Genomic DNA, 20,076 nt, shown 5'->3' with positions numbered 1-20,076 from the left:
TCAGTCGCGCTCGCAGACGAAGATCGCGGTGCCCGGGATCAGGTTGCCGCGCAGCGGGGACCAGCCGCCCCACTCCTGGTCGTTCCACTCGGGCCACTCCGGCTCCACCAGGTCCAGCAGCCGGAACCCGCCCGCCACCACGTCGCGGACCCGGTCGCCGAGGGTGCGGTGGTGCTCGACGTACACGGCGTCGCCCTCCTCGTCCTGCTCGACGTACGGGGTCCGGTCGAAGTAGGAGGCGGCGACGGAGAGGCCCTCCGGCCCGGGCTCGTCGGGGAAGGCCCAGCGGATGGGGTGCGTGACGGAGAACACCCAGCGGCCGCCGGGCCGCAGGACGCGGCGCACCTCGCGCATCACGTTGACCGGGTCGGCGACGAAGGGCACGGCCCCGTACGCGGAGCACGCCAGGTCGAAGGAGCCGTCGCGGAACGGCAGCCGGCCGGCGTCGGCCTCGACGAGCGGGACGTCGTCGCCGATCCGCAGGGCGTGCTGGAGCTGGCGGTGGGAGAGGTCCAGGGCCACCGGACGGGCACCCCGGGCGGCCAGCCAGCGCGAGCACTGGGCGGCTCCGGCGCCGATCTCCAGTACGTCCTTGCCCCGGAGGGAGGCGGCCGGTCCCAGCAGGGCGGCCCGCTCCTCGTCGAGGCCCTCGGGGCCCCACACGAAGCGGTCGTCGCCGAGGAAGGCGCCGTGCTCGCTCTGGTAGTCGTCGGCGTTGCGGTCCCACCAGCCGCGGCTCGCCCGGCTGCTCTCCGCCTCCCCGGCGTCACGCCGGGTGGCCTCGGCGTCGTCCCCGGCGGGGTCTTCCGCCTCGTACGCGGCTTCGGGGGCGTAGTCCTCTTGGTTCATGGGGCCCGTCGTCGTAGTCTGCGGATGGGTTCTGGAAGCGTTCCGGACAGCTTCTCGATGTGCTCATCGGGACGTCCACGCCCACGAATTGTGCCGGTTGTGCGGTGATCTGCCCGGGGTGTGCGCCTTCGCGCATTGACCCTGTCCGGCTGCCCCCGTATGCTACAAGTTGCGCTGCGAGCCTGTGCTCCTCAGACCTAGCAGGCTGCGCTTGCTTCTGTTGATGTCCCCTCGGTTTTCGAGGCCCTGCCGCTTGAGCGGATCTGGGGCTTCCTTGGCTGTCCGGCTTCGGCAGATGCCGATAAGGGCTCCCGGCGTAGCAGTACCTACGACTTTCTGTCCGTAACCGGAGCCCTTTCCCACATGACGAGCAGCACCGAGACCACCGCCACCACCCCTCCGCAGGTAGCGGTCAACGACATCGGCGACGCGGACGCGTTCCTCGCGGCCATCGACGAGACGATCAAGTACTTCAACGACGGCGACATCGTCGACGGCGTCATCGTCAAGGTGGACCGGGACGAGGTTCTCCTCGACATCGGTTACAAGACGGAGGGCGTGATCCCGAGCCGCGAGCTCTCGATCAAGCACGACGTCGACCCGAACGAGGTCGTCAAGGTCGGCGACGAGATCGAGGCCCTGGTTCTCCAGAAGGAGGACAAGGAAGGCCGTCTGATCCTGTCCAAGAAGCGCGCTCAGTACGAGCGTGCCTGGGGCACGATCGAGAAGATCAAGGAAGAAGACGGCATCGTCACCGGTACCGTCATCGAGGTCGTCAAGGGTGGTCTCATCCTCGACATCGGCCTCCGCGGCTTCCTGCCGGCCTCTCTCGTCGAGATGCGTCGCGTCCGCGACCTCCAGCCCTACGTGGGCAAGGAGCTCGAGGCGAAGATCATCGAGCTGGACAAGAACCGCAACAACGTGGTCCTGTCCCGCCGTGCCTGGCTCGAGCAGACCCAGTCCGAGGTTCGCCAGACGTTCCTCACCACCCTGCAGAAGGGTCAGGTCCGCTCCGGCGTCGTCTCCTCGATCGTCAACTTCGGTGCCTTCGTGGACCTGGGCGGCGTCGACGGTCTCGTGCACGTCTCCGAGCTCTCCTGGAAGCACATCGACCACCCGTCCGAGGTTGTCGAGGTCGGCCAGGAAGTCACCGTCGAGGTCCTCGACGTCGACATGGACCGCGAGCGCGTCTCCCTGTCGCTGAAGGCGACGCAGGAAGACCCGTGGCAGCAGTTCGCCCGGACCCACCAGATCGGCCAGGTCGTCCCGGGTAAGGTCACCAAGCTGGTTCCGTTCGGTGCGTTCGTCCGCGTGGACGAGGGCATCGAGGGTCTGGTCCACATCTCCGAGCTGGCCGAGCGCCACGTGGAGATCCCGGAGCAGGTCGTCCAGGTCAACGACGAGATCTTCGTCAAGGTCATCGACATCGACCTCGAGCGTCGCCGGATCTCGCTGTCCCTGAAGCAGGCCAACGAGTCCTTCGGTGCCGACCCGGCGTCGGTCGAGTTCGACCCGACCCTGTACGGCATGGCTGCCTCGTACGACGACCAGGGCAACTACATCTACCCCGAGGGCTTCGACCCCGAGACCAACGACTGGCTCGAGGGCTTCGACACCCAGCGCGAGACGTGGGAGCGCCAGTACGCCGAGGCGCAGGTCCGCTTCGAGCAGCACCAGGCGCAGGTCATCAAGAGCCGCGAGGCCGACGAGGCCGCTGCCGCCGAGGGCGCTGCCGCCCCGGCCGCCGGTGGCAACACCGGTGGCGGCGCCAGCCTCTCCGGCGGTTCGTACTCCTCCGAGGGTGCGGACGAGACCTCCGGCGCCCTGGCGTCGGACGAGGCCCTGGCCGCGCTCCGCGAGAAGCTGGCCGGCGGCCAGAGCTGATCGCAGCGCACGGCACCGGCACCGCGCCACGGCGCATGCCGAGCTGAGCACGACGACGAGGCCCGTCCCCTTCGGGGGGCGGGCCTCGCCGCGTTGCGGGGCGCGTGCGGCGGGCCGTTGTGGGGGCTCTTCCGGTGAAAGGCGTCAACTGGGGAATGACACCGCCTCCTTGCACGTTCTCACCCAAGAACACGGCGCGAGGGAGGAGTGGTGACGGTGCTTGATCCACAGGGTCTGTACGAGTGGGACGCCAAGGGGCTGGCGGTGGCCGACCTGGCGCTCGCCCAGGACTCGGCCGGACTGGTCATGCTCTACCACTTCGAGGGGTACATCGACGCGGGCGAAGCCGGCGAGCAGATCGTCGAGCGGCTCCTGGACTCGCTGCCCCACCAGCTCGTCGCCCGGTTCGACGCGGACCGGCTCGTGGACTACCGCGCCCGGCGCCCGCTGCTGACCTTCAAGCGCGACCACTGGACGGAGTTCGAGGAGCCCGCCCTGGAGGTGCGCCTGGTCCAGGACGCCACCGGCGCCCCCTTCCTGCTGCTCTCCGGCCCCGAGCCGGACGTGGAGTGGGAGCGCTTCGCCGTGGCCGTCCGGCAGATCGTCGAGCGGCTCGGAGTGCGGCTCTCGGTCAACTTCCACGGCATCCCCATGGGCGTCCCGCACACCCGCCCCGTCGGCATCACCCCGCACGGCAACCGCACCGACCTGATGCCCGGCCACCGCAGCCCCTTCGACGAGGCGCAGGTCCCCGGCAGCGCCGAATCGCTCGTCGAGTTCCGCCTCGGCCAGGCCGGGCACGACGTGCTGGGGGTCGCCGCGCACGTACCGCACTACGTCGCGCGCTCCGCGTACCCGGACGCCGCGCTCACCGCGCTGGAGGCGATCACCGCCGCGACCGGGCTGGTCCTGCCGGCCGTCGCGCACGCCCTGCGGACCGAGGCGCACCGCACCCAGACCGAGATCGACCGCCAGATCCGGGAGGGCGACGAGGAGCTCGTCAGCCTGGTCCAGGGGCTGGAGCACCAGTACGACGCCGCCGCCGGGGCCGAGAGCCGGGGCAACATGATCGCCGAGCCCGCCGAGATCCCGTCCGCGGACGAGATCGGCCGCGAGTTCGAGCGCTTCCTGGCGGAGCGCGAGGGCGAGGGATAGCCGTGGCGGGGCCCCGGTCCCCGCTCCCGGCCTCCGCTCCCGGCCCACGGCCGGTGCGGGGGGCCTGGCTGCGGCGGGCCGACGGGGCCTAGGGTGCACAGCATGCTGAAAGTGGGCCTGACAGGCGGAATCGGTGCCGGCAAGAGCGAGGTCTCGCGGCTGCTGGCGGGGTACGGGGCGGTCGTCGTGGACGCCGACCGCATCGCGCGGGAGGTCGTCGAGCCCGGTACCCCCGGGCTCGCGGCCGTGGTGGCGGCCTTCGGGGAGGGCGTACTGACCGCGGGGGGCGCCCTGGACCGGCCGAAGCTGGGCGCGGTCGTGTTCGCCGATCCCGAGCGGCTGAGGACCCTGAACGCGATCGTGCACCCGCTGGTCGGAGCACGCTCCGCCGAGCTGGAACGGGCCGCGGGACCGGACGCGATCGTGGTGCACGACGTACCGCTGCTCGCGGAGAACGGGCTCGCACCGCTCTACGACCTCGTGGTCGTCGTGGACGCCGCGCCCGCGACGCAACTGGCCCGGCTGACGGCGCTGCGCGGCATGACCGAGGACGAGGCCACGGCCCGGATGGCCGCGCAGGCCACCCGGGAGCAGCGGCTCGCGGTGGCCACGCTGGTCATCGACAACGACGGGCCGCTGGCGGAGCTGGAGCCCCAGGTGCGCGCGGTGTGGAAGGAACTCACGGCGCGCGCGGCGGCGCAATAGCCCCGGCGGCGGGGGGCGTTGAACGTGCCCGAAGAGGGAAGGAAGAACACCGTGTCCGACACCACGCCCCCACAGCAGCCGGAGCCGGAGCCGCAGCCGCAGGACCGGTCCGGGGACCGGCCGGCTCCGGGTGCCGTCAGTCCCGAGACGCACGTCATCGACTACCGGGCCGCCGAGCAGCTGCTCGCCGCCCGGGACCCGCGCGGCGCGCTCCGGCTCCTCGACTCCGTGATAGCCGCCCACCCCGAGAACACCGCGGCCCGGCTGCTGCGCGCCCGGGCCTTCTTCGCCTCGGCCCAGCTGCGCCGCGCGGAGCGGGAGTTCGGGGTCGTGCTGGAACGGGAGCCGGACAACGCCTTCGCCCACTTCGCGCTCGCCCGCACCCACGAGCGGTCCGGGCGGCCCGACCGGGCGCGGCGCCACTTCCGGCTCGCCGCCGCCCTCGACCCGCAGCCCGAGTACCTGGCTGCGGCGCGCTTCGAGGAGTGAGTCAGCCGCCCCGGCGGGGCGGCTTGTACGGGGGCACGTCCCGGCCCGGCTGGTAGTGCGGGCCCTGTCGCATGTGCCGGACCACGACCACCAGGTCCACCCCGGCCAGCACGACGAGCGCCGCGCAGGCCGCGGCCCAGCCGGGACGGCCGGCCAGGGCGAACGCGGCCGCCCCGGCGGCGCCCCAGACCATCCCCCACAGACTCAGCCAGAACCGCAGCCGCAGCGGACTGCGGGCGGTCACCGGCTCGTTTCCGGTACGCATGGGCATCGCCTCATGTCCATGGTCGCACCGTGACGGCGGTCAGGGGTTGAGCTTGTTCACGGCCGTGGTGGTCGTCTTCTCGAAGGCCGGGACGGGGGCGTCGGTCAGGTGCCCCATCTGGCCCCAGGAGACGACGGTCACGGTGGCACCGTCGCGGCCGATCCCGAACAGGTGCACACCGGGCTCGGACTCGGGGATCGAGGTGTCGACCCCGTAGACGTGCGCGCCCTCCTCGACCGGGAGCTTCCCGTAGTCCTGCCAGGAGGCCGTGCCGCCCGGGGTGCGGCGCAGCCAGTCCGCGGCGCAGGCGGCGGCCCTGCGCTCCAGGGCGGTGGCCAGCTTGGCGGCCGCGGCGTCCGAGGCGGTGCGTACGGAGACCTGCACGGCACCGGTGTCGAGGTCGGTCCCGAAGGAGCGGTGCCAGCTGCCGGCCGCCGGAAGGGCCCCCTCCAGGCAGAACGGCGCGGTCTCGGGCAGCCCCTTGACGATCTTCCCCGCGGTCCAGGGGGAGGAGGGGTGCGGGGGCAGGTCGGCGGCGCCGAGGAATCCGGGCGCGGTGGCCGCGGCGGTGGCGGTGCCGGAGGCGCTCAGGGCGAGGGCGAGCGCGGCGGCCGTCGCGAGGACGGCGGAGGCGGTGGAACGTCGGAACACGGTGTACTCCCCGTACGAGATGCGGATGCGGCGTGCGGCGTGCGGCGTGCGGCGTGTGGCGCCCGGCGTGCGGTGCCGCGGGAACAGCCTTCCCCGGTTCGGGGGGCGGTGCGAGGTCTTGGGGCGGGATCGGGACACTGGGACGGTCGTACATGCCTTCACCTGGGGGAACATCCCTGGCATGGGACGGAGTCACGGGACGGGGGGCGTCGTGGGAGATGCGGAGACCGAGCGGTTCGCGCGGCTGATGCGGGAGCTGAAGGAGCGCGGGGGAGCGAGCTACGGGACGCTCGCGCGGCGGCTGTACACGAGCGGGTCGAGCCTGCACCGGTACTGCAACGGGGAGGCGGTGCCGGCGGAGTTCGCGGTGGTGGACCGCTTCGCCCGGGCCTGCGGGGCGTCCCGGGACGAGGCGGTGGAACTGCACCGCGCCTGGCTCCTGGCCGACGCCCGCCGCCGCGCCCCAACCCCACCCGGACCCCCCGAGGCCCCGGCCCCGGCCCCGGGCCCGGGTCCGGCTCAGGTTCCGGGGCCGGAGGCGGGTGGGGGAGGGTCCGGTCACGGGGGAGCGGCTGGGGGGAGCGTGGTGCGGCCTGCGGGCGCGGGCGGCGCCGCGGGGGTCCGCCACCGGCGGCGGGGGGTCGTGGCGGCCGGGGTGGGGGTGGTGGCCGCGGTGACGGTGGCGGCCGTGCTCGCGGTGGGGCCGTCCCAGCCGCCCGCCGGGGGCGCCGCGCCGTCGCGGGCGGGCGGTCGGGCCGGGCCGGTGGCGCCGGGGGCCACGGAACCGGCGCTGCCGACGCCCTCCGCGTCGCCGTCGGGCAGCGTCCGCCCGTCGCTCCCGGCCGCCGCCGCGCCGGGGAGCCCCGTACCGCAGGCGTCTCAGGCGTCTCAGGCACCGCAGGCGGCACCGGCGGCCGTCGTCCGGTCGCACGTGTGGGCCTCGGGGTGCGATCACGCCTACCTCTCCGAGCGGGCCCCGGCGGCCGTGCCCGCGCCACCCGTGCAGGCGGACGCGCCCGGCTGGGCGCGGGCGCAGCGCGCCGTGCACGCCGGGAGCCAGATCGTCGAGGTCACCCTGCACGGCACCGGCGAGGGGGCCGTGGTGCTCCAGGGGCTGGAGGTACGCGTTGCCGCGCGGCGGACCCCGCCGCCGTGGAACGTCTACCGGATGTCCCTCGGCTGTGGCGGTGCCCTCACCCCGGCCGTGTTCGCCGTCGACCTGGACGCCCCCCGTCCGCTCGCACGCCCCCTCGCGGGCAACGACTCCGGGGAGCCGATCCCGGCCCCCCGCTTCCCGGTGCGCGTCTCCGCCGACGAACCCGCGGTGCTCAGGGTGGAGGCCACCGCCGCGCGCTGCGACTGCGACTGGTACCTCGACCTGCGCTGGAGCGGCCCCGGCGGCTCCTTTGGCACCCTGCGGCTGGACGACTCCGGCGTCCCCTGGCGGACCAGCGGCACGACGGGACGGCCCGAGTACGGATACGCCACCGAGCAGGGCCGCTGGATGCGCTGACCCACCCCTCACCCCGGTATCCGTGCAGGTCAGCGGCGGTTGTCGGTGGGCCCGCCTAGACTCGACGGCAGTGGAGCCGCCATGACCGGGCGGAGCCGGAGACGTCAGGGAGGGGGAGCGCAATGAGCTCGCCGCAGCCGCCACGACAACCGCCGTCGCCGCTGCTGCGCCGGGCCGCGGTGTTCCTGCCCGCCGCCGTCCCCCGCGAGGGCCGGGTCGCCTTCTGGTGTCCCGAGGGCGATCCGCTGCCCGAGACCGGCGGCGGCAGCCCCGGCCCGCTCCAGGTGGTCCGGCCGCACGGCGACGGGGTCCGTACCCGTACCGTGCCCGCGCTGACCCTGACCCTCGCCGAGGCCCTGCCGGTGCTCGCCGGAGCACCCCACAGCCCCGCCTCCCACCCTGCGACCCGGGCCTGGGGAGCCGCGGCCCGGCTCGCCCTGCTCCTCGTCGCGCGCGGCCGGCTGCTGCCCGGGCTCACCCCCGAAGGGATCGACGCCTGGCGCGCCGGGCCCCTCGAAGCCGAGGACGTCGCCCACCTGCGCGCCGTCGCGGCGGCCCTCCCGTACGAGGGGTACGCCACCCCGCTCGCCGGCCGCCGCCCGCTGACGCTGCCCGAACCGCAGGCCCTGGTCCGGGCGTTCCTCGATGCCGTCGCCGACACCCTGCCCCGTACCCCGGCCGCGCCCTTCGCCGCCGGGCTCCCCTTCGCCGCGCGGGAGCCGCAGCGGGTGCCCGGCATGAAGGAGTGGGCCGCGCAGGTCGCGGCCGGCGCCGATACCGGGGTGGGGGTCTCGCTGCGCCTGGACCTGTCCTCCTTCCGGCTTTTCGACGAGGCCGAGCCGCCGGACGTGCGCCGCGCCGGGGCCGCCGTGGTGCAGGTGCACAGCCTCGCCGATCCGACGCTGGTGACGGACGCCGCGCAGCTGTGGGCCGGGACCGCCGCCGCCGGGTTCGGGCCGCGCGCCCGGATCGACGCCGTGCTCGCGCTGCGCCGGGCCGCCCGGGTCTGGCCGCCGCTGCTGCGCCTGCTCGACCAGTCCGTGCCCGATGCGCTGGCCCTGTCCGACCCGGAGCTCGAAGACCTGCTCGGCACGGCCGCGCCCCGCCTCGCGGCGGCCGGCGTAGCGGTCCACTGGCCGCGCGAGCTGGCCCGTACCCTGTCCGCGACCGCCGTCGTGCGCCCCGCCGCGCCCGGTTCCGCCACCGACGGCACCGCCTTCTTCGACGCCGCCTCGCTGTTCGCCTTCTCCTGGGAGCTCGCCCTCGGCGGGGACCGGCTCACCCCCGGTGAGATGGACGCGCTCGCCCAGGCGCACCGGCCCGTGGTGCGGCTGCGCGACCAGTGGGTCCGGGTCGATCCGGAGCTGGTGCGCAAGGCGCGCAAACGGGAGCTCGGGCTGCTGGACCCGGTGGACGCGCTGGCCACCGTACTGACCGGGACGGCGGAGGCCGACGGGGAGACCGTGCCCGTCGTGCCCGTCGGGGCGCTCGCGGCGTTGCGGGAGCGGTTGACGGGGGAGTTGCCGGTGGTGGCGCAGCCGGTGGGGCTGAAGGCGGTGTTGCGGGACTACCAGTTGCGGGGTCTGGCGTGGCTGGATCTGATGAGTTCGCTGGGTCTGGGGGGTTGTCTGGCGGATGACATGGGGCTGGGCAAGACGGTGACGCTGATCGCGTTGCATCTGCACCGGGACCGGGCGGAGCCGACGCTGGTGGTGTGTCCGGCGTCGTTGCTGGGGAACTGGCAGCGGGAGATCGAGCGGTTCGCGCCGGGTACGGCGGTGCGCCGTTTCCACGGCGCGGGCCGCAGCCTGTACGGCCTGCCGCAGGCATCCGACGCGCCGGCCCCGGCGGGCTCGCCGGCGCCGGCTGGCTCGTCGGGCTCGTCGGCCTCGTCGGCCTCGTCGGGGGGCTTCGTGCTCACCACGTACGGCACGATGCGCGGCGCGGCCGCCGAACTGGCCGCCGTCTCCTGGGGCCTGGTCGTCGCGGACGAGGCGCAGCACGTGAAGAACCCGCATTCGGCGACGGCACGCGCGCTGCGCACGATCCCGTCCCCGGCCCGGGTGGCCCTGACCGGGACGCCCGTCGAGAACAACCTTTCCGAGCTGTGGGCCCTCCTCGACTGGACCACCCCCGGCCTGCTGGGACCGCTCACGACCTTCCGGGCCCGGCACGCCCGCCCCGTCGAGCACCAGCAGGAGGAGGACGGCGGCAACGAGGCGGCCGTCGCCCGGCTGGCGGCGCTGGTGCGGCCGTTCCTGCTGCGCCGCAAGAAGTCCGACCCCGGCATCGTCCCCGAGCTGCCGCCCAAGACCGAGACCGACCATCCGGTGTCCCTGACGCGGGAGCAGGTCTCCCTCTACCAGGCGGCGGTGGAGGAGGCCATGGCGGTGATCGAGTCGAGCGAGGGCATGGAACGACGCGGCATGATCATGAAGTTGCTGGCCTCGCTCAAGCAGATCTGCAACCACCCGGCGCAGTACCTGAAGGAGGAACCGCCCCGGATCCCGCACCGTTCGGGCAAGCTCGCGCTGCTGGACGAGCTGCTCGACACGATCCTCGCCGAGGGCGGCTCGGTCCTGGTCTTCACCCAGTACGTGACCATGGCCCGGCTCCTGGAGAAACACCTCACCACGCGCGGGATCACCACCCAGCTCCTGCACGGAGGAACCCCCGTACCCCGCCGCGAGGAACTCGTCGACCGCTTCCAGTCCGGCGAGGTCCCCGTCTTCCTGCTCTCCCTCAAAGCCGCCGGCACCGGCCTCAACCTCACCCGCGCCGGACACGTCATCCACTACGACCGCTGGTGGAACCCCGCCGTCGAAGACCAGGCCACCGACCGCGCCTACCGCATCGGCCAGACCCAGCCCGTCCAGGTCCACCGCATCATCACCGAAGGCACCGTCGAAGACCGCATCGCCGACATGCTCCACGCCAAACGCGCCCTCGCCGACGCCGTCCTCGGCTCCGGCGAATCCGCCCTCACCGAACTCACCGACCGCGAACTCGCCGACCTCGTCTCCCTGCGGAGGCCCGCGTGATCACCGCACGGGACGACCGCCGCCGCACCTTCGAGACGGTGCCGGCGGGCGTGGACGCGGCGACCTGGTGGGGCCGGGCCTGGGTGACGGCCCTGGAAGCGCGCGCGCACGACGCGGCCCGGCTCGCCCGGGGCCGGGCCTACGCCGCCGAGGGACACGTCGACGCCGTCACCGTCACCCCGGGCCGCATCGTGGCCTACGTCCGGGGCAGCCGCGCCCGCCCGTACCGCACCGAACTGTCGCTGGCCGCCTTCGCGGACGGCGCGTGGGCCGAGCTCCTGGAGGCGGTCGCGGCGGACCCCGCGGCCCTGGGAGCACTCCTGGAGCGGGAGGTTCCGCAGTCCCTGGCGCAGACGGTGCTGCCCGGCGCGGGCGAGCTCGTCGCGCGTTGCTCCTGCCCCGACGTGGCGCGGCCGCCCTGCAAGCACGCCGCGGCGCTCTGCTACCGGGCCGCCCGGCTGCTCGACGCGGACCCCTTCGTCCTGTTGCTGCTGCGCGGCCGCGGGGAGCGCGAGCTCCTGGAGGAGCTGACCCGGCGCAACGCCGCCCATGCCGCGCGCGAACAGCCCGGCTCCGCACCGGACTTCCCCGGCGTTCCGGCCCGCGCGGCGGTGGCCCGCACCGTCCTGCCCCCGCTGCCGGCCGTGCCCGCGGCCCCCGCCGCCATCGGGCTGCCGCCCGCCTACCCGGCCGACCCGGTGGCCCCCGACCCGCTGGCCCTGGACCAGCTCGCCACCGACGCCGCCGCCCGCGCCCTCGCCCTGCTCACCACCGGATCCGACCCCACCGGGGGGCTCACCCCGTGGCAGGACGCCGTACGACTGGCCTCCGCGCACCCCACCGCCGGCCTGACCGGCGCCGCGCGCACCCTGTACCGGGACCTGGCCCGGGCCACCGGCCGCACCAGCACCGACCTGGCCCGCGCCGCCGCGGCCTGGCGGCAGGGCGGCCTGCCCGCCCTCACCGTCCTCGACGAGCCCTGGGACCCTCCGGCCGGCCCGTTCGACCGGGCCCGACCGGCGCTCCTCGCCGCCGGTCAGGGCTCCTTCCGCCCCGACCGCAACCGCCTCACCGCCCGGACCCGTCAGATCCGGCTGAGCCGCGAAGGCCTCTGGTACGGCTACGAGTCCCGCCCCGGCACCGAGGACTGGTGGCCCACCCCCGCCCCCGCCTCGCCGGATCCCGTCACCGCCCTGCGCTGACCTCGGCCGCCCAGCCGGCCAGGGCACGGAAGTCCCGTTCGCGCAGGCCGCGTCCGGGACGGATGCGCAGGAGCAGGGCCGGGGCGGGATGGTGGGCGGCGACCCAGGCCCGGTCCGCGGGGGTGATCATGTCGTCGACCCAGGCGAAGGGACGGCCGGCCGCCCACTCCAGCAGCGGCCGGGTCTTCCAGAACAGCCCGTCGGGATCGCGTGCGAACATTTCCGGCCAGTCGATGACGGGCAGGTCGGTGGGGAGTCCGATGTGCGGTGCGATCAGGGTGTTGGCCTGGTGCGTCCAGGCCGTCGCCCACGCGAGCTCGAAGGGGAGCGCCAACAGGCGGGCCCCGTGGGCGGGATGGAGCCGGACCCGGAGCCCGCGCCGGGCCCGCCGGGACTGCGGGTCGCGGTAGGAGAGCCAGATGTCGGGTCGCATCCGGTGGCTCGTGTAGCCGCGCAGGGCGGCGAAGGGATCGCGGAACGGATTGAGGGGTCCGTCCACGTCCAGCAGGAGCAGAGGTCGTTCCGTCATGAAGGAGGCAGTACCCAATACACGATGGAGTGAAATGCTTACCTGCTCTATAACCCGAATGGGTTTAGGGCGTTGTTTCCGGTGCGGGCGAGATGTCCGCGAACCCTCCGGAAGGCAGGAAAACTGATGCGTCACAGTCGTCGGAACGGCTTGATCGCGGCGATGGTCGCGGGCGGTGGACTGGCGGTCGCGGGGGTGGGTGGCCTCGCCCACGCCGACGCGGACGCGGGCGGACAGGCCGAGCGTTCGCCGGGGCTCCTCTCGGGCAATCTGCTGCAACTGCCGGTGCAGACACCGGTGAACGTCTGCGGAAACACCGTGAGCGTCGTCGGAGTACTCAATTCCGCGAGCGGCAACCGATGTGCCAACGGGTCGGGAGGCGGGGGGAATCCCGGGCCCAGGCCCGCCCATCCGTCCGGAGCCGGGGACACGTCGACATCAGGGTCGAGGAACGGCGCGGGGGCTGTCGCGGACGGGCGCGGAAAGGATTCACCCGGACTGCTCTCCGGCAACGGCCTCCAGCTTCCCGTGGAGTTGCCCGTCAACCTCAGCGGCAACTCGGTGAGCGTCGTCGGGGTCGGCAACGCCTCCCACGGCAACACCGCCGTCAACGGCGAGACCCCCACCATCGGCAAGCCCCCGCAGCCGCCCGTCACCGCCCGGCCGGTCACCCCGCCCGCGCCCCCGGCCCCGACGGTCCGCTCCGTCCCGCCGCGCGAGACCACGGCACTGGCCCACACCGGCTCCGACGGCCTCGGCTACCTGCTGCCCGGCAGCGGAGCCCTGCTCCTGGGCGGTGCCCTGCTCTACCGGCGCTTCCGCGCTTCCGCCTGAACCGGCGGACGGCCCGGCGCCGGACTCCGGCGCCGGACCCCGGCGCGTGCGCGGCGGAGCTCACGGCGCCGCACGCCAGCCGTCCAGTACCGCGTCGATCCGGCCCGCGAGGCGGGCCCGGGCCGTGAAGCGGGGAACGCCCGCCATCAGCAGGGCGTCGTAATCGGTTTCGGTGTGCCGCACCGCCGCCCGGACCGCCACCGACACCGCCTGTTCGTCGAGGGCGCGGCCCGCGGCCGTGCGGCCGACCCGGCCGCTGCCGCGCACCGAGGCGTGCGCCGCGATCGCGTGGGCGCGGCCGGGCGGACACCGGGGGAACAGCCGCAGGATCTCGGCGCCGAACGCCGCGGTGAACCGCACGTCCTCGGCCGCCCTGCGCAGCCGGTCGCGCTCCCGGCGGCGGGCGCGGGCGTCCGCGTCCGCGAGGCAGGCGTGCTCCGCCCGGGCCAGGGCGGCCTCCTCGACCAGCAGCCCCTGACGTTCGTAGCGCCGCCGCCCCCGGTGCCGGCGCACGACGACGGCGGACAGCGAACTGGCCGCGCGGGCCCGCCGGGTGAGCGCCGCGTCGCCGCGCGGGAGGTACACGAGGTGCCCCAGGTCGGCACAGTCCAGGCAGCGGGGCACACCGGCCTCGCGCACGAGGTGCCGCAGCGGGCCCCGTCGGCACTCGGCGCACTGGATCTGCTTCTGTGACTCGAAAACGACGAGACTCATAGGGTGGTGATACCGCCGCCCCGGGCTCCTCTCACCTCGTACGGACGGGCAATCGGCGCCGCCCCGTACGGGGAAGTGCCGTGGTGACCCCCGTCCGCCACGGCACCGCCCCCCCCGGGGCTCAGACCAGCCGGCGGATCTCGCCGCGCACCCGGTAGAAGCCCCCGGACGCCGGGTGCAGCCCGTCCACCACGTACCGGGCGCCGGGCTCCCGGATCCCGCGCGGGAACTGCACGTTCCAGCTGGACTCGAAGCCCTCCGACACCACCTGCACCCGCATCCGGCCGTTCTGCTGCACGCACTCGACGACCACCGTGCCCGCCGGGACCGCGGCCGACCGCACCGTCGCCACCGCGGCGGCCGACGCCGCCGGGGTGAACACCGGCAGGGCGGCCGCCGACTTGACGTCCATCGCCGCGGGCACCGAGCCCTGCTGGGCCGCCGCGATGGCCGCCTCGCTCGCGTCCACGCACACCAACGAGCCGTCCGTCGTGACCAGATAGAGCCGTCCGTCGAAGTACTGCATCGACAGGGCCGCCCCGCTCCCCGTGCCGAGCTTCCAGAGCCTGCGCCCCTGGGCGTCGAAGCAGTACACCGAGGAGGCGAGGTCGCCCGCGAACACGTGCCGCCCGTCCGGGGAGGTCGCGCAGGAGTACACCGCCGCGTCGCACCGGTACGAGGCCTCCACCGCGCCCGTCGCCTTGGACAGCCGCTGCACGGTGTTGCGCCCGGTCCCCGCGTACACGGCGTCCCGCTCCTGCCAGCCGAAGAGCACCGAGCCGTTGGTGGCGGTGTGCCACAACTCGCCGCTGCCGTCCGGAGCGTAGGCCGTCACGCCCTGGCTGTGCCCGTGGTAGACGGCGCTGTCGTCCGCCCGGACCATCCAGGCGTTGGAGCCGGCGGAGCGGCGCGACCACTGGAACTCGTCCTCGTGGTCGATGACCGTCAGCCCGCCGTCGCGGTCGGCCACGTTCAGCACGCCCTCGCGGATGTCGAGCCAGAAGATGTCCACGTCCGCCGCGATGTCGTACGCCCCGAACGGCACCTTGGAGGACAGGTCGTAGACGGTGCCGTCGTCACAGCCGGCGTAGATCCAGAACTCGTCGGCGACCAGGCACTTGACCCCGTCCGGCAGCGAATAGCGGGCCAGCACCTCACCGCCGTGGCTCACCGTGTACACGTCGCCCGCCTGGTTGCCGACCCAGCAGCGCTCCTCGTCCACGTGGATGCCGAACGCCGAGGAGCCGGTGCGCAGCCGCCACAGCACCGGCGCCACGGCCCGCGCCGTGGACGGCGTCGAGGTCACCTGCCTGCGGGTCACCGCGCGGGCCGCGCGGGCGCCCTGGACCGCCGGCGCGTACCCCTTGCGGACCTTCTCGCCGATCTTCTTGGCGGCGGCCGCCCGGGCCTTGTCCGGCGTGGGGAACGAGGAGCTCTGCAGCTGTCCGGCGGCGCCGATGCGGCCGTAGCGCACCGAGACGGTGGTGCCGTCGACCGTCACCTCGTAGAACTTGTGCGCCGCGCCGTCCTCCTGCGACAGCTCCAGGTACGTCGTCTCCCGAGCCATGACAGACCCCTCCCCAAGAGTGGGGCCAACGGCTCCTGTTCACCGGTGATCCCTCGTGAAAAAAGCTAAGCCCGAGCACTGACAATGGGACCGTGAAGCTGGAAGCGATCACCTGGCAGCGGATGGCCGAGCGGCTCGCCGCCCACCTCGACGGCCCCCCGGCCGGGGGCGACGGCGGGGGCGACGGCGGGCCGGAGGCCGTCTGGCAGCGCGTCGGCATCGACGGCGCGCCCGCGGCCGACACCGGGCTGCTCGCGGGAGGCCTCGCGGACGCGCTGCGGGCGCGGGGCCGCACGGTGCTGGTCGTCGGCGCCGGGGGGTTCCTGCGGCCGGCGTCGCTGCGGTACGAGTTCGGACGGCAGGACGTGGACGCGTTCCTCGGGGGCTGGTACGACACCGGCGCCCTGTGGCGGGAGGTCTTCGGGCCGACCGACCCCGGCGGGAGCGGCCGGGTGCTGCCCGACCTCTGGGACCCGGTGACTGACCGGGCCACCCGCAGCCCGTACACCGCACTGCCGCCGGGAGCGGTGCTGGTCGTGCACGGGCCGCTGCTGATGGGGCACTGGTTCCCCTTCGACCTCAGCGTGCACATCAGCCTGTCGGCGGGGGCGCTGGCGCGGCGTACGGAGGAGGGCGCGCGCTGGACGCTGCCCGCCTTCGACCGGTACGCGCGGGAGACCGACCCGGCGGCGGCGGCCGACGTGCTGGTCCGGGCCGACGATCCGCGGCACCCGGCGTGGAGCGGCTGCCCCGGCCGGGGGTGACCGGGCCGGTCAGCAGGGGCGGGCGCCCAGACGGCTCACCGCCCGGGCGGCCGCGCCGCACCCCGCCGCGGCGGCGCCGGCCGGGTCGGCGCCCGCGAGCCGGGCCGCCAGGAAACCGCCGGTGAAGGCGTCGCCGGCGCCCGTGGTGTCCACGGCGTCGGCCGGCCGCGCCGGGACCTCGGCAGTGACCCGGCCCCCCTCCGCGACGAGCGCGCCGCCCGTGCCCCGGGTGACCACGACCAGCGGCACCCGCCGACTCAGCTCGGCGGCCGACGCGACCGGATCGGGCAGGCCCGTCAGGACCCGGGCCTCGTCCTCGTTCGGCAGCAGTACGCCGGCCCCCGCCACCGCCGCCAGGAACCGCCCGGCACCGAGCACGGTCAGGAACCCCGCCGACGCCGGGTCCACGCTGACCGGCACGCCCCGGGTCCGGGCCGCCCGCAGCGCGACCAGAGCCAGCTCCCGGCTGCTCTCCGCGAAGAAGAGGTACCCCGACAGGTGCAGGTGCGCGGCGCCGTCCAGCAGCGCGGGCGCCCAGTCGGCGGGGCACAGCCGCAGCGAGGCCCCGCTGTCGGTGAGGAAGGTCCGCTCCGCGTCCTCGCCGACCAGCGCCACCACCGTCCCGGTCGGCTCCACCGGGTCCACCACCAGCCGGGGCCGCACCCCCGCGTCGACCAGGGCCCGCTCATGCCAGCGCGCCGACTCCGCGCCCACCCGGGCGAGCAGCCGTACCTCCGCGGCTCCCGAGCGGGCCGCCCAGCAGGCCGCGTTCGCCCCCGCGCCACCGGGCAGCGTACGGATCCGGGCGGCCGTGTCCGTCGCCGGGGCGAGGGGTTCCGTATGGACCGCCACCACGTCCGTGACCACGTCCCCGACGACCACCAGCGCCCCCGGAGCCTCCGGAGCCTCCGGTATCCCCGCCACCTGCGCCGCCGTCATGCGCGGGCCGCCCAGGCCCCGGCGACGAGGGCGCCGAGGCGTACGTTGCCCCTGACCGCCGCCAGGTTCGCCTCCAGGGAGGCTCCGCCGGTCGCCCGTACGAGCTGGTCCAGCAGGAACGGCGTCACCGCCTGGCCGGTGATCCCGCGCGCCCGGCACTCGGCGAGCGCCCCGGCCAGGACCCGGTCGTGCAGGGCGGGGTCCAGCTGCTGCTCCACGGGCACCGGGTTGGCCACCAGGAGCGCCGACGGTGGTCCGCCGACGGCGTCCTGAGCGGCCATCACCGCCGCCACCTCGCGCGGGTGCTCCACCGTCCAGTCGACGGGTTCGCCGGAGTCGGCCAGGTAGAACCCGGGGAAGCGGCGCGTGCGGTAGCCGAGGATCCCGACACCGAGCGTTTCCAGCCGCTGGAGGGTGGCCGGCACGTCCAGGATCGACTTCACCCCCGCGCACACCACCGTGATCCGGGTCCGGGCGAGCAGCGCGAGGTCCGCCGACTCGTCCTGCGAGCGCGTCCACTCGCGGTGTACGCCGCCCAGCCCGCCCGTGGCGAAGACCCGCAGCCCCGCCCGCGAGGCCAGCAGGGCCGTCGCGGAGACGGTCGTCGCGCCCGTCGCCCCCGCGGCCAGGGCCGGCGCGAGGTCGCGGTGGCCGAGCTTGCGGACGCCCTCACCCGCGGCGATCCGCTCCAGGCCGCCCTTGTCCAGGCCCGCGTACGCCACTCCGTCCAGCACCGCGACCGTCGCCGGAACCGCCCCCTCCGCCCGGACCAGGGCCTCCAGTTCCAGGCCCACCTCCAGGTTGCGGGGGCGTGGCAGCCCGTGGGCGATGATCGTCGACTCCAGGGCGACGACGGGCCTGCGCGCGGCGAGCGCCTCGCGCACCTCTTCCGACAGGACGGGGACCCCGGTTGCTCTGTGCTGTGGCATGTCCCCATCCATGGCACGGGATCCGCGGCCCCAAACCCGCCCGCCGGGCTCCGGCGCGAAGCTGTCCGAGTCGCGTTCCCGCCGTCCGCGCCGCGCGGGCCGGAACCCGTCGGAGCCTGCCGGAACCGGCCGGCCGGGCTCGACGGAGTGACGGGTGCGCCGCGTCCGCACTGGACGCTCTGGTCACCCCGGGGGCGGGGGAGCCCGGATTAGGCTGACGCGTCATGAGCACCAGTGATCACACCGCCCCCGGCTCCTTCGCCGTGTCCGTCGCGGACGTGCCCGACTCCGAGCTGGAGGCCGAGGACCTCGACCCCGCGCAGATCCTCTCCGGCGCCCCCGTGGTGACGGGCCGGGTGCTGTGGGAGGCCGAGGACGGCTCGCAGGTCCGGGGGATCTGGCAGATCACCCCGGGCGTGGTCACCGACACGGAGGCCAACGAGCTGTTCGTCGTGGTCAGCGGGCGGGCCACGATCGAGGTCGAGGGCGGGGCGACGCTGGAGGTCGGCCCGGGCTCCGCCTGCGTCCTGCGGGAGGGCGACCGCACCACCTGGACCGTGCACGAGACGCTCCGCAAGGCCTACCACATCAGCTACTGACGCCCTTCGCCGTCACGGGGTGGCGCCGTGAGGTGAACAGGGCGAGCGCCGCCATCGGCAGGAGCAGCGCGGCGCCGATCGCGTTGAGCCAGCCGTAGCCCGCCTGGGACATGACGAGTCCGGCCGCCGCCCCGCCGAGCCCCGCGGCGGTGTTCATCGTCAGGTCGCCCAGGCCCTGTACGGCGGCCCGCGCGGGCTGCGGCACCGAGTCCGTGAGCAGCGCCGAACCGGCCACCATCCCGGCGGACCAGCCGAGGCCGAGCAGGAACAGGCCCGCCGCGCTCTGGGCGTGGTTGCCGTGCGCGGTGCCGGCGAGCAGCGCGGCGACCGACAGCAGGCCCGCGGCGAGACCGATCACGGACAGCCGGCCGAGCCGGTCGGCGAGCCACCCCATGACGGGGGAGAAGGCGAACATGCCGGCGATGTGGCCGCTGATGACGAGGCCGACGAGCTTGAGACCGGCGCCGTGGTGCCCGAGGTCGACGGGGGTCATCACCATGATCGAGACCATGGTGGTGTGGGACACGGCGACGGTGAGCAGCGCGAGCCGGGCCCGCGGGGAGGCCCGTACGGCCTGGATCCCGGCGCGCAGCGAGCCGCTCTGCCGGGACTGCTGCGCGGGTCCGGCCAGGGCCCGGGCCGTCAGCAGCGGGTCGGGGCGCAGGAACACGGCGAGCAGGATGCCGGTGAGGACGAAGACGGCGGCGGCCCAGACGAAGGGGCCCGCCGTCTGGGGTATGGAGGTGCCGGCGAAGCTGGAGCTGGCGGGGGCGGAGAGGTTGGGGCCGAGCACCGCGCCGATGGTGGAGGCCCAGACGACCACCGAGATCGAGCGGGCCCGCCGGTCGGGCGCGGCGAGGTCGGCGGCGGCGAAGCGGGCCTGGAGGTTGGCGGAGGAGGCGGCGCCGAAGGCGGCCATGCCGAGCATGAGCAGCGGGAAGCTCTTGACCGAGGCGGCCAGGACGACGAGGACGGCGCCGAGCGTGCCGATCGCGTAGGCGACGACCAGCCCGGGGCGGCGGCCGCGTGCGGTCATCAGCGCCGCGAGGGGCAGCGAGACCAGGGCGGTGCCGATCACGGAGGCGGTGGAGGCGAGCCCGGACAGCGCCTCGGTACCGCTGATCTCGGTGGCGAGCACGGGGGCGAGGGCGATGCTGATGGGCACGCCGAGGCTGCCGATCATCTGGCTGGCGATCAGCACCCCGGAGACCCGGCGCCGGAGCCGCGCCAGCTCGGCCGCGTCGGGGACCTGCGCCGGGACCGCGGCGGGGCCGCCGCCCGGGCCGGTGCCCGCGGCGGCGCCGGTGGCGTCGGCCGCGTCGGTGGCGGTGGCGGTGGCGTCGGCCGGGGCGGGCGCCGGGCCGCCGTCGGCGACGCCGCCCGGGGTGGCTTCGGGGGTGGGGGTCACGCCCGGCACCCCCCTCGCGGACACGCGGGAACGAGGTCC

At 74.9% G+C, this 20,076-nt stretch carries 19 protein-coding genes; 10 read left to right on the top strand and 9 right to left on the bottom strand.

Going from position 1 to position 20,076, the window contains the following annotated elements:
• On the bottom strand, positions 1 to 849 hold the full coding sequence (locus ACGFXC_RS21015; RefSeq protein ID WP_393714877.1) for a class I SAM-dependent methyltransferase: 849 nt from the start codon (positions 847 to 849) through the stop codon (positions 1 to 3).
• Between the two features lie 363 nt (positions 850 to 1,212).
• On the opposite strand from ACGFXC_RS21015, the gene rpsA reads away from it, so the two are divergent.
• The 4 genes from rpsA (at position 1,213) to ACGFXC_RS20995 (ending at position 5,082) form a co-directional block, all read left to right on the top strand.
• A complete protein-coding gene (gene rpsA / locus ACGFXC_RS21010) occupies positions 1,213 to 2,733 on the top strand; it encodes a 30S ribosomal protein S1 (protein ID WP_385004153.1) in 1,521 nt (506 codons plus the stop codon).
• Positions 2,734 to 2,949: 216 nt separating this feature from the next.
• A complete protein-coding gene (locus ACGFXC_RS21005; protein ID WP_393714875.1) occupies positions 2,950 to 3,888 on the top strand; it encodes a PAC2 family protein in 939 nt (312 codons plus the stop codon).
• A gap of 102 nt (positions 3,889 to 3,990) precedes the next feature.
• On the top strand, positions 3,991 to 4,593 hold the full coding sequence (gene coaE / locus ACGFXC_RS21000) for a dephospho-CoA kinase (protein ID WP_393714873.1): 603 nt from the start codon (positions 3,991 to 3,993) through the stop codon (positions 4,591 to 4,593).
• Between the two features lie 156 nt (positions 4,594 to 4,749).
• Complete coding sequence (locus tag ACGFXC_RS20995; protein WP_393715352.1) at positions 4,750 to 5,082, top strand: tetratricopeptide repeat protein; 333 nt, start codon at positions 4,750 to 4,752, stop codon at positions 5,080 to 5,082.
• A 1-nt stretch (position 5,083) separates the two neighbouring features.
• Here the strand turns inward: ACGFXC_RS20995 and ACGFXC_RS20990 are convergent, their stop codons facing one another.
• On the bottom strand, positions 5,084 to 5,347 hold the full coding sequence (locus ACGFXC_RS20990; protein ID WP_393714872.1) for a DUF6343 family protein: 264 nt from the start codon (positions 5,345 to 5,347) through the stop codon (positions 5,084 to 5,086).
• A 39-nt stretch (positions 5,348 to 5,386) separates the two neighbouring features.
• Positions 5,387 to 5,998: a hypothetical protein gene (locus ACGFXC_RS20985; RefSeq protein WP_393714870.1), complete on the bottom strand. Its 612-nt coding sequence runs from the start codon at positions 5,996 to 5,998 to the stop codon at positions 5,387 to 5,389.
• 211 nt (positions 5,999 to 6,209) lie between these two features.
• Here ACGFXC_RS20985 and ACGFXC_RS20980 point away from each other — a divergent pair, with 211 nt between their 5' ends.
• From ACGFXC_RS20980 to ACGFXC_RS20970, 3 genes are all read left to right on the top strand, one after another.
• Positions 6,210 to 7,511, top strand: coding sequence for a helix-turn-helix domain-containing protein (locus ACGFXC_RS20980; protein WP_393714868.1), 1,302 nt, complete (start codon positions 6,210 to 6,212; stop codon positions 7,509 to 7,511).
• A 122-nt stretch (positions 7,512 to 7,633) separates the two neighbouring features.
• Positions 7,634 to 10,552, top strand: a complete 2,919-nt coding sequence (locus ACGFXC_RS20975) for a DEAD/DEAH box helicase (RefSeq protein ID WP_393714866.1) — start codon at positions 7,634 to 7,636, stop codon at positions 10,550 to 10,552.
• The gene (locus tag ACGFXC_RS20970; protein ID WP_393715350.1) at positions 10,486 to 11,754 is read left to right on the top strand and encodes an SWIM zinc finger family protein; all 1,269 of its coding nucleotides are present in this window, start codon (positions 10,486 to 10,488) and stop codon (positions 11,752 to 11,754) included. The genes ACGFXC_RS20975 and ACGFXC_RS20970 overlap by 67 nt, the downstream gene beginning before the upstream one ends.
• Here ACGFXC_RS20970 and ACGFXC_RS20965 read toward each other — a convergent pair.
• Positions 11,738 to 12,283: a hypothetical protein gene (locus ACGFXC_RS20965; protein ID WP_393714865.1), complete on the bottom strand. Its 546-nt coding sequence runs from the start codon at positions 12,281 to 12,283 to the stop codon at positions 11,738 to 11,740. The two genes, ACGFXC_RS20970 and ACGFXC_RS20965, sit on opposite strands and share 17 nt — an antisense overlap.
• Before the next feature lie 126 nt (positions 12,284 to 12,409).
• Between ACGFXC_RS20965 and ACGFXC_RS20960 the strand changes: the two genes are divergently transcribed.
• Complete coding sequence (locus tag ACGFXC_RS20960; protein WP_393714863.1) at positions 12,410 to 13,117, top strand: chaplin; 708 nt, start codon at positions 12,410 to 12,412, stop codon at positions 13,115 to 13,117.
• 60 nt (positions 13,118 to 13,177) lie between these two features.
• Here ACGFXC_RS20960 and ACGFXC_RS20955 read toward each other — a convergent pair whose 3' ends face one another.
• Positions 13,178 to 13,831, bottom strand: a complete 654-nt coding sequence (locus ACGFXC_RS20955) for a DUF2293 domain-containing protein (RefSeq protein WP_393714861.1) — start codon at positions 13,829 to 13,831, stop codon at positions 13,178 to 13,180.
• A gap of 121 nt (positions 13,832 to 13,952) precedes the next feature.
• Entirely contained in the window at positions 13,953 to 15,398 is a 1,446-nt protein-coding gene (locus ACGFXC_RS20950) for a WGR domain-containing protein (protein WP_393714859.1), read from the bottom strand.
• Positions 15,399 to 15,490: 92 nt separating this feature from the next.
• Here ACGFXC_RS20950 and ACGFXC_RS20945 point away from each other — a divergent pair, with 92 nt between their 5' ends.
• On the top strand, positions 15,491 to 16,162 hold the full coding sequence (locus ACGFXC_RS20945; RefSeq protein ID WP_393714857.1) for a uridine kinase: 672 nt from the start codon (positions 15,491 to 15,493) through the stop codon (positions 16,160 to 16,162).
• 9 nt (positions 16,163 to 16,171) lie between these two features.
• On the opposite strand, the gene ACGFXC_RS20940 is transcribed toward ACGFXC_RS20945, so the two are convergent.
• The gene (locus ACGFXC_RS20940; protein ID WP_393714855.1) at positions 16,172 to 17,101 is read right to left on the bottom strand and encodes a carbohydrate kinase family protein; all 930 of its coding nucleotides are present in this window, start codon (positions 17,099 to 17,101) and stop codon (positions 16,172 to 16,174) included.
• Complete coding sequence (locus ACGFXC_RS20935) at positions 17,098 to 18,030, bottom strand: pseudouridine-5'-phosphate glycosidase (RefSeq protein ID WP_393714853.1); 933 nt, start codon at positions 18,028 to 18,030, stop codon at positions 17,098 to 17,100. Before ACGFXC_RS20935 ends, ACGFXC_RS20940 begins: the two co-directional genes overlap by 4 nt.
• Before the next feature lie 224 nt (positions 18,031 to 18,254).
• On the opposite strand from ACGFXC_RS20935, the gene ACGFXC_RS20930 reads away from it, so the two are divergent.
• Positions 18,255 to 18,629, top strand: a complete 375-nt coding sequence (locus ACGFXC_RS20930; protein ID WP_393714851.1) for a cupin domain-containing protein — start codon at positions 18,255 to 18,257, stop codon at positions 18,627 to 18,629.
• Here the strand turns inward: ACGFXC_RS20930 and ACGFXC_RS20925 are convergent.
• Positions 18,619 to 19,860, bottom strand: coding sequence for an MFS transporter (locus ACGFXC_RS20925; protein ID WP_393715348.1), 1,242 nt, complete (start codon positions 19,858 to 19,860; stop codon positions 18,619 to 18,621). The genes ACGFXC_RS20930 and ACGFXC_RS20925 overlap by 11 nt on opposite strands.
• Positions 19,861 to 20,076 lie beyond the last annotated feature (216 nt).

This window comes from Streptomyces sp. NPDC048507 (assembly GCF_043199995.1).
Classification (GTDB): domain Bacteria; phylum Actinomycetota; class Actinomycetes; order Streptomycetales; family Streptomycetaceae; genus Streptomyces.
The sequence above is the reverse complement of the archived record's forward strand: the minus strand, read 5'-3'. Positions and strand labels throughout refer to the sequence as shown.

Bases quoted from the DNA above. Each gene is read 5' to 3' on its own strand.
- ACGFXC_RS20940 (WP_393714855.1), bottom strand. From the start codon at position 17,101: ATGACGGCGGCGCAGGTGGCGGGGATACCGGAGGCTCCGGAGGCTCCG.
- ACGFXC_RS20935 (WP_393714853.1), bottom strand. From the start codon at position 18,030: ATGCCACAGCACAGAGCAACCGGGGTCCCCGTCCTGTCGGAAGAGGTG.
- ACGFXC_RS20965 (WP_393714865.1), bottom strand. From the start codon at position 12,283: ATGACGGAACGACCTCTGCTCCTGCTGGACGTGGACGGACCCCTCAAT.
- ACGFXC_RS20990 (WP_393714872.1), bottom strand. From the start codon at position 5,347: ATGCGTACCGGAAACGAGCCGGTGACCGCCCGCAGTCCGCTGCGGCTG.
- ACGFXC_RS21015 (WP_393714877.1), bottom strand. From the start codon at position 849: ATGAACCAAGAGGACTACGCCCCCGAAGCCGCGTACGAGGCGGAAGAC.
- ACGFXC_RS20955 (WP_393714861.1), bottom strand. From the start codon at position 13,831: ATGAGTCTCGTCGTTTTCGAGTCACAGAAGCAGATCCAGTGCGCCGAG.
- ACGFXC_RS20950 (WP_393714859.1), bottom strand. From the start codon at position 15,398: ATGGCTCGGGAGACGACGTACCTGGAGCTGTCGCAGGAGGACGGCGCG.
- rpsA (WP_385004153.1), top strand. From the start codon at position 1,213: ATGACGAGCAGCACCGAGACCACCGCCACCACCCCTCCGCAGGTAGCG.
- ACGFXC_RS20930 (WP_393714851.1), top strand. From the start codon at position 18,255: ATGAGCACCAGTGATCACACCGCCCCCGGCTCCTTCGCCGTGTCCGTC.
- ACGFXC_RS20960 (WP_393714863.1), top strand. From the start codon at position 12,410: ATGCGTCACAGTCGTCGGAACGGCTTGATCGCGGCGATGGTCGCGGGC.
- ACGFXC_RS20975 (WP_393714866.1), top strand. From the start codon at position 7,634: ATGAGCTCGCCGCAGCCGCCACGACAACCGCCGTCGCCGCTGCTGCGC.
- coaE (WP_393714873.1), top strand. From the start codon at position 3,991: ATGCTGAAAGTGGGCCTGACAGGCGGAATCGGTGCCGGCAAGAGCGAG.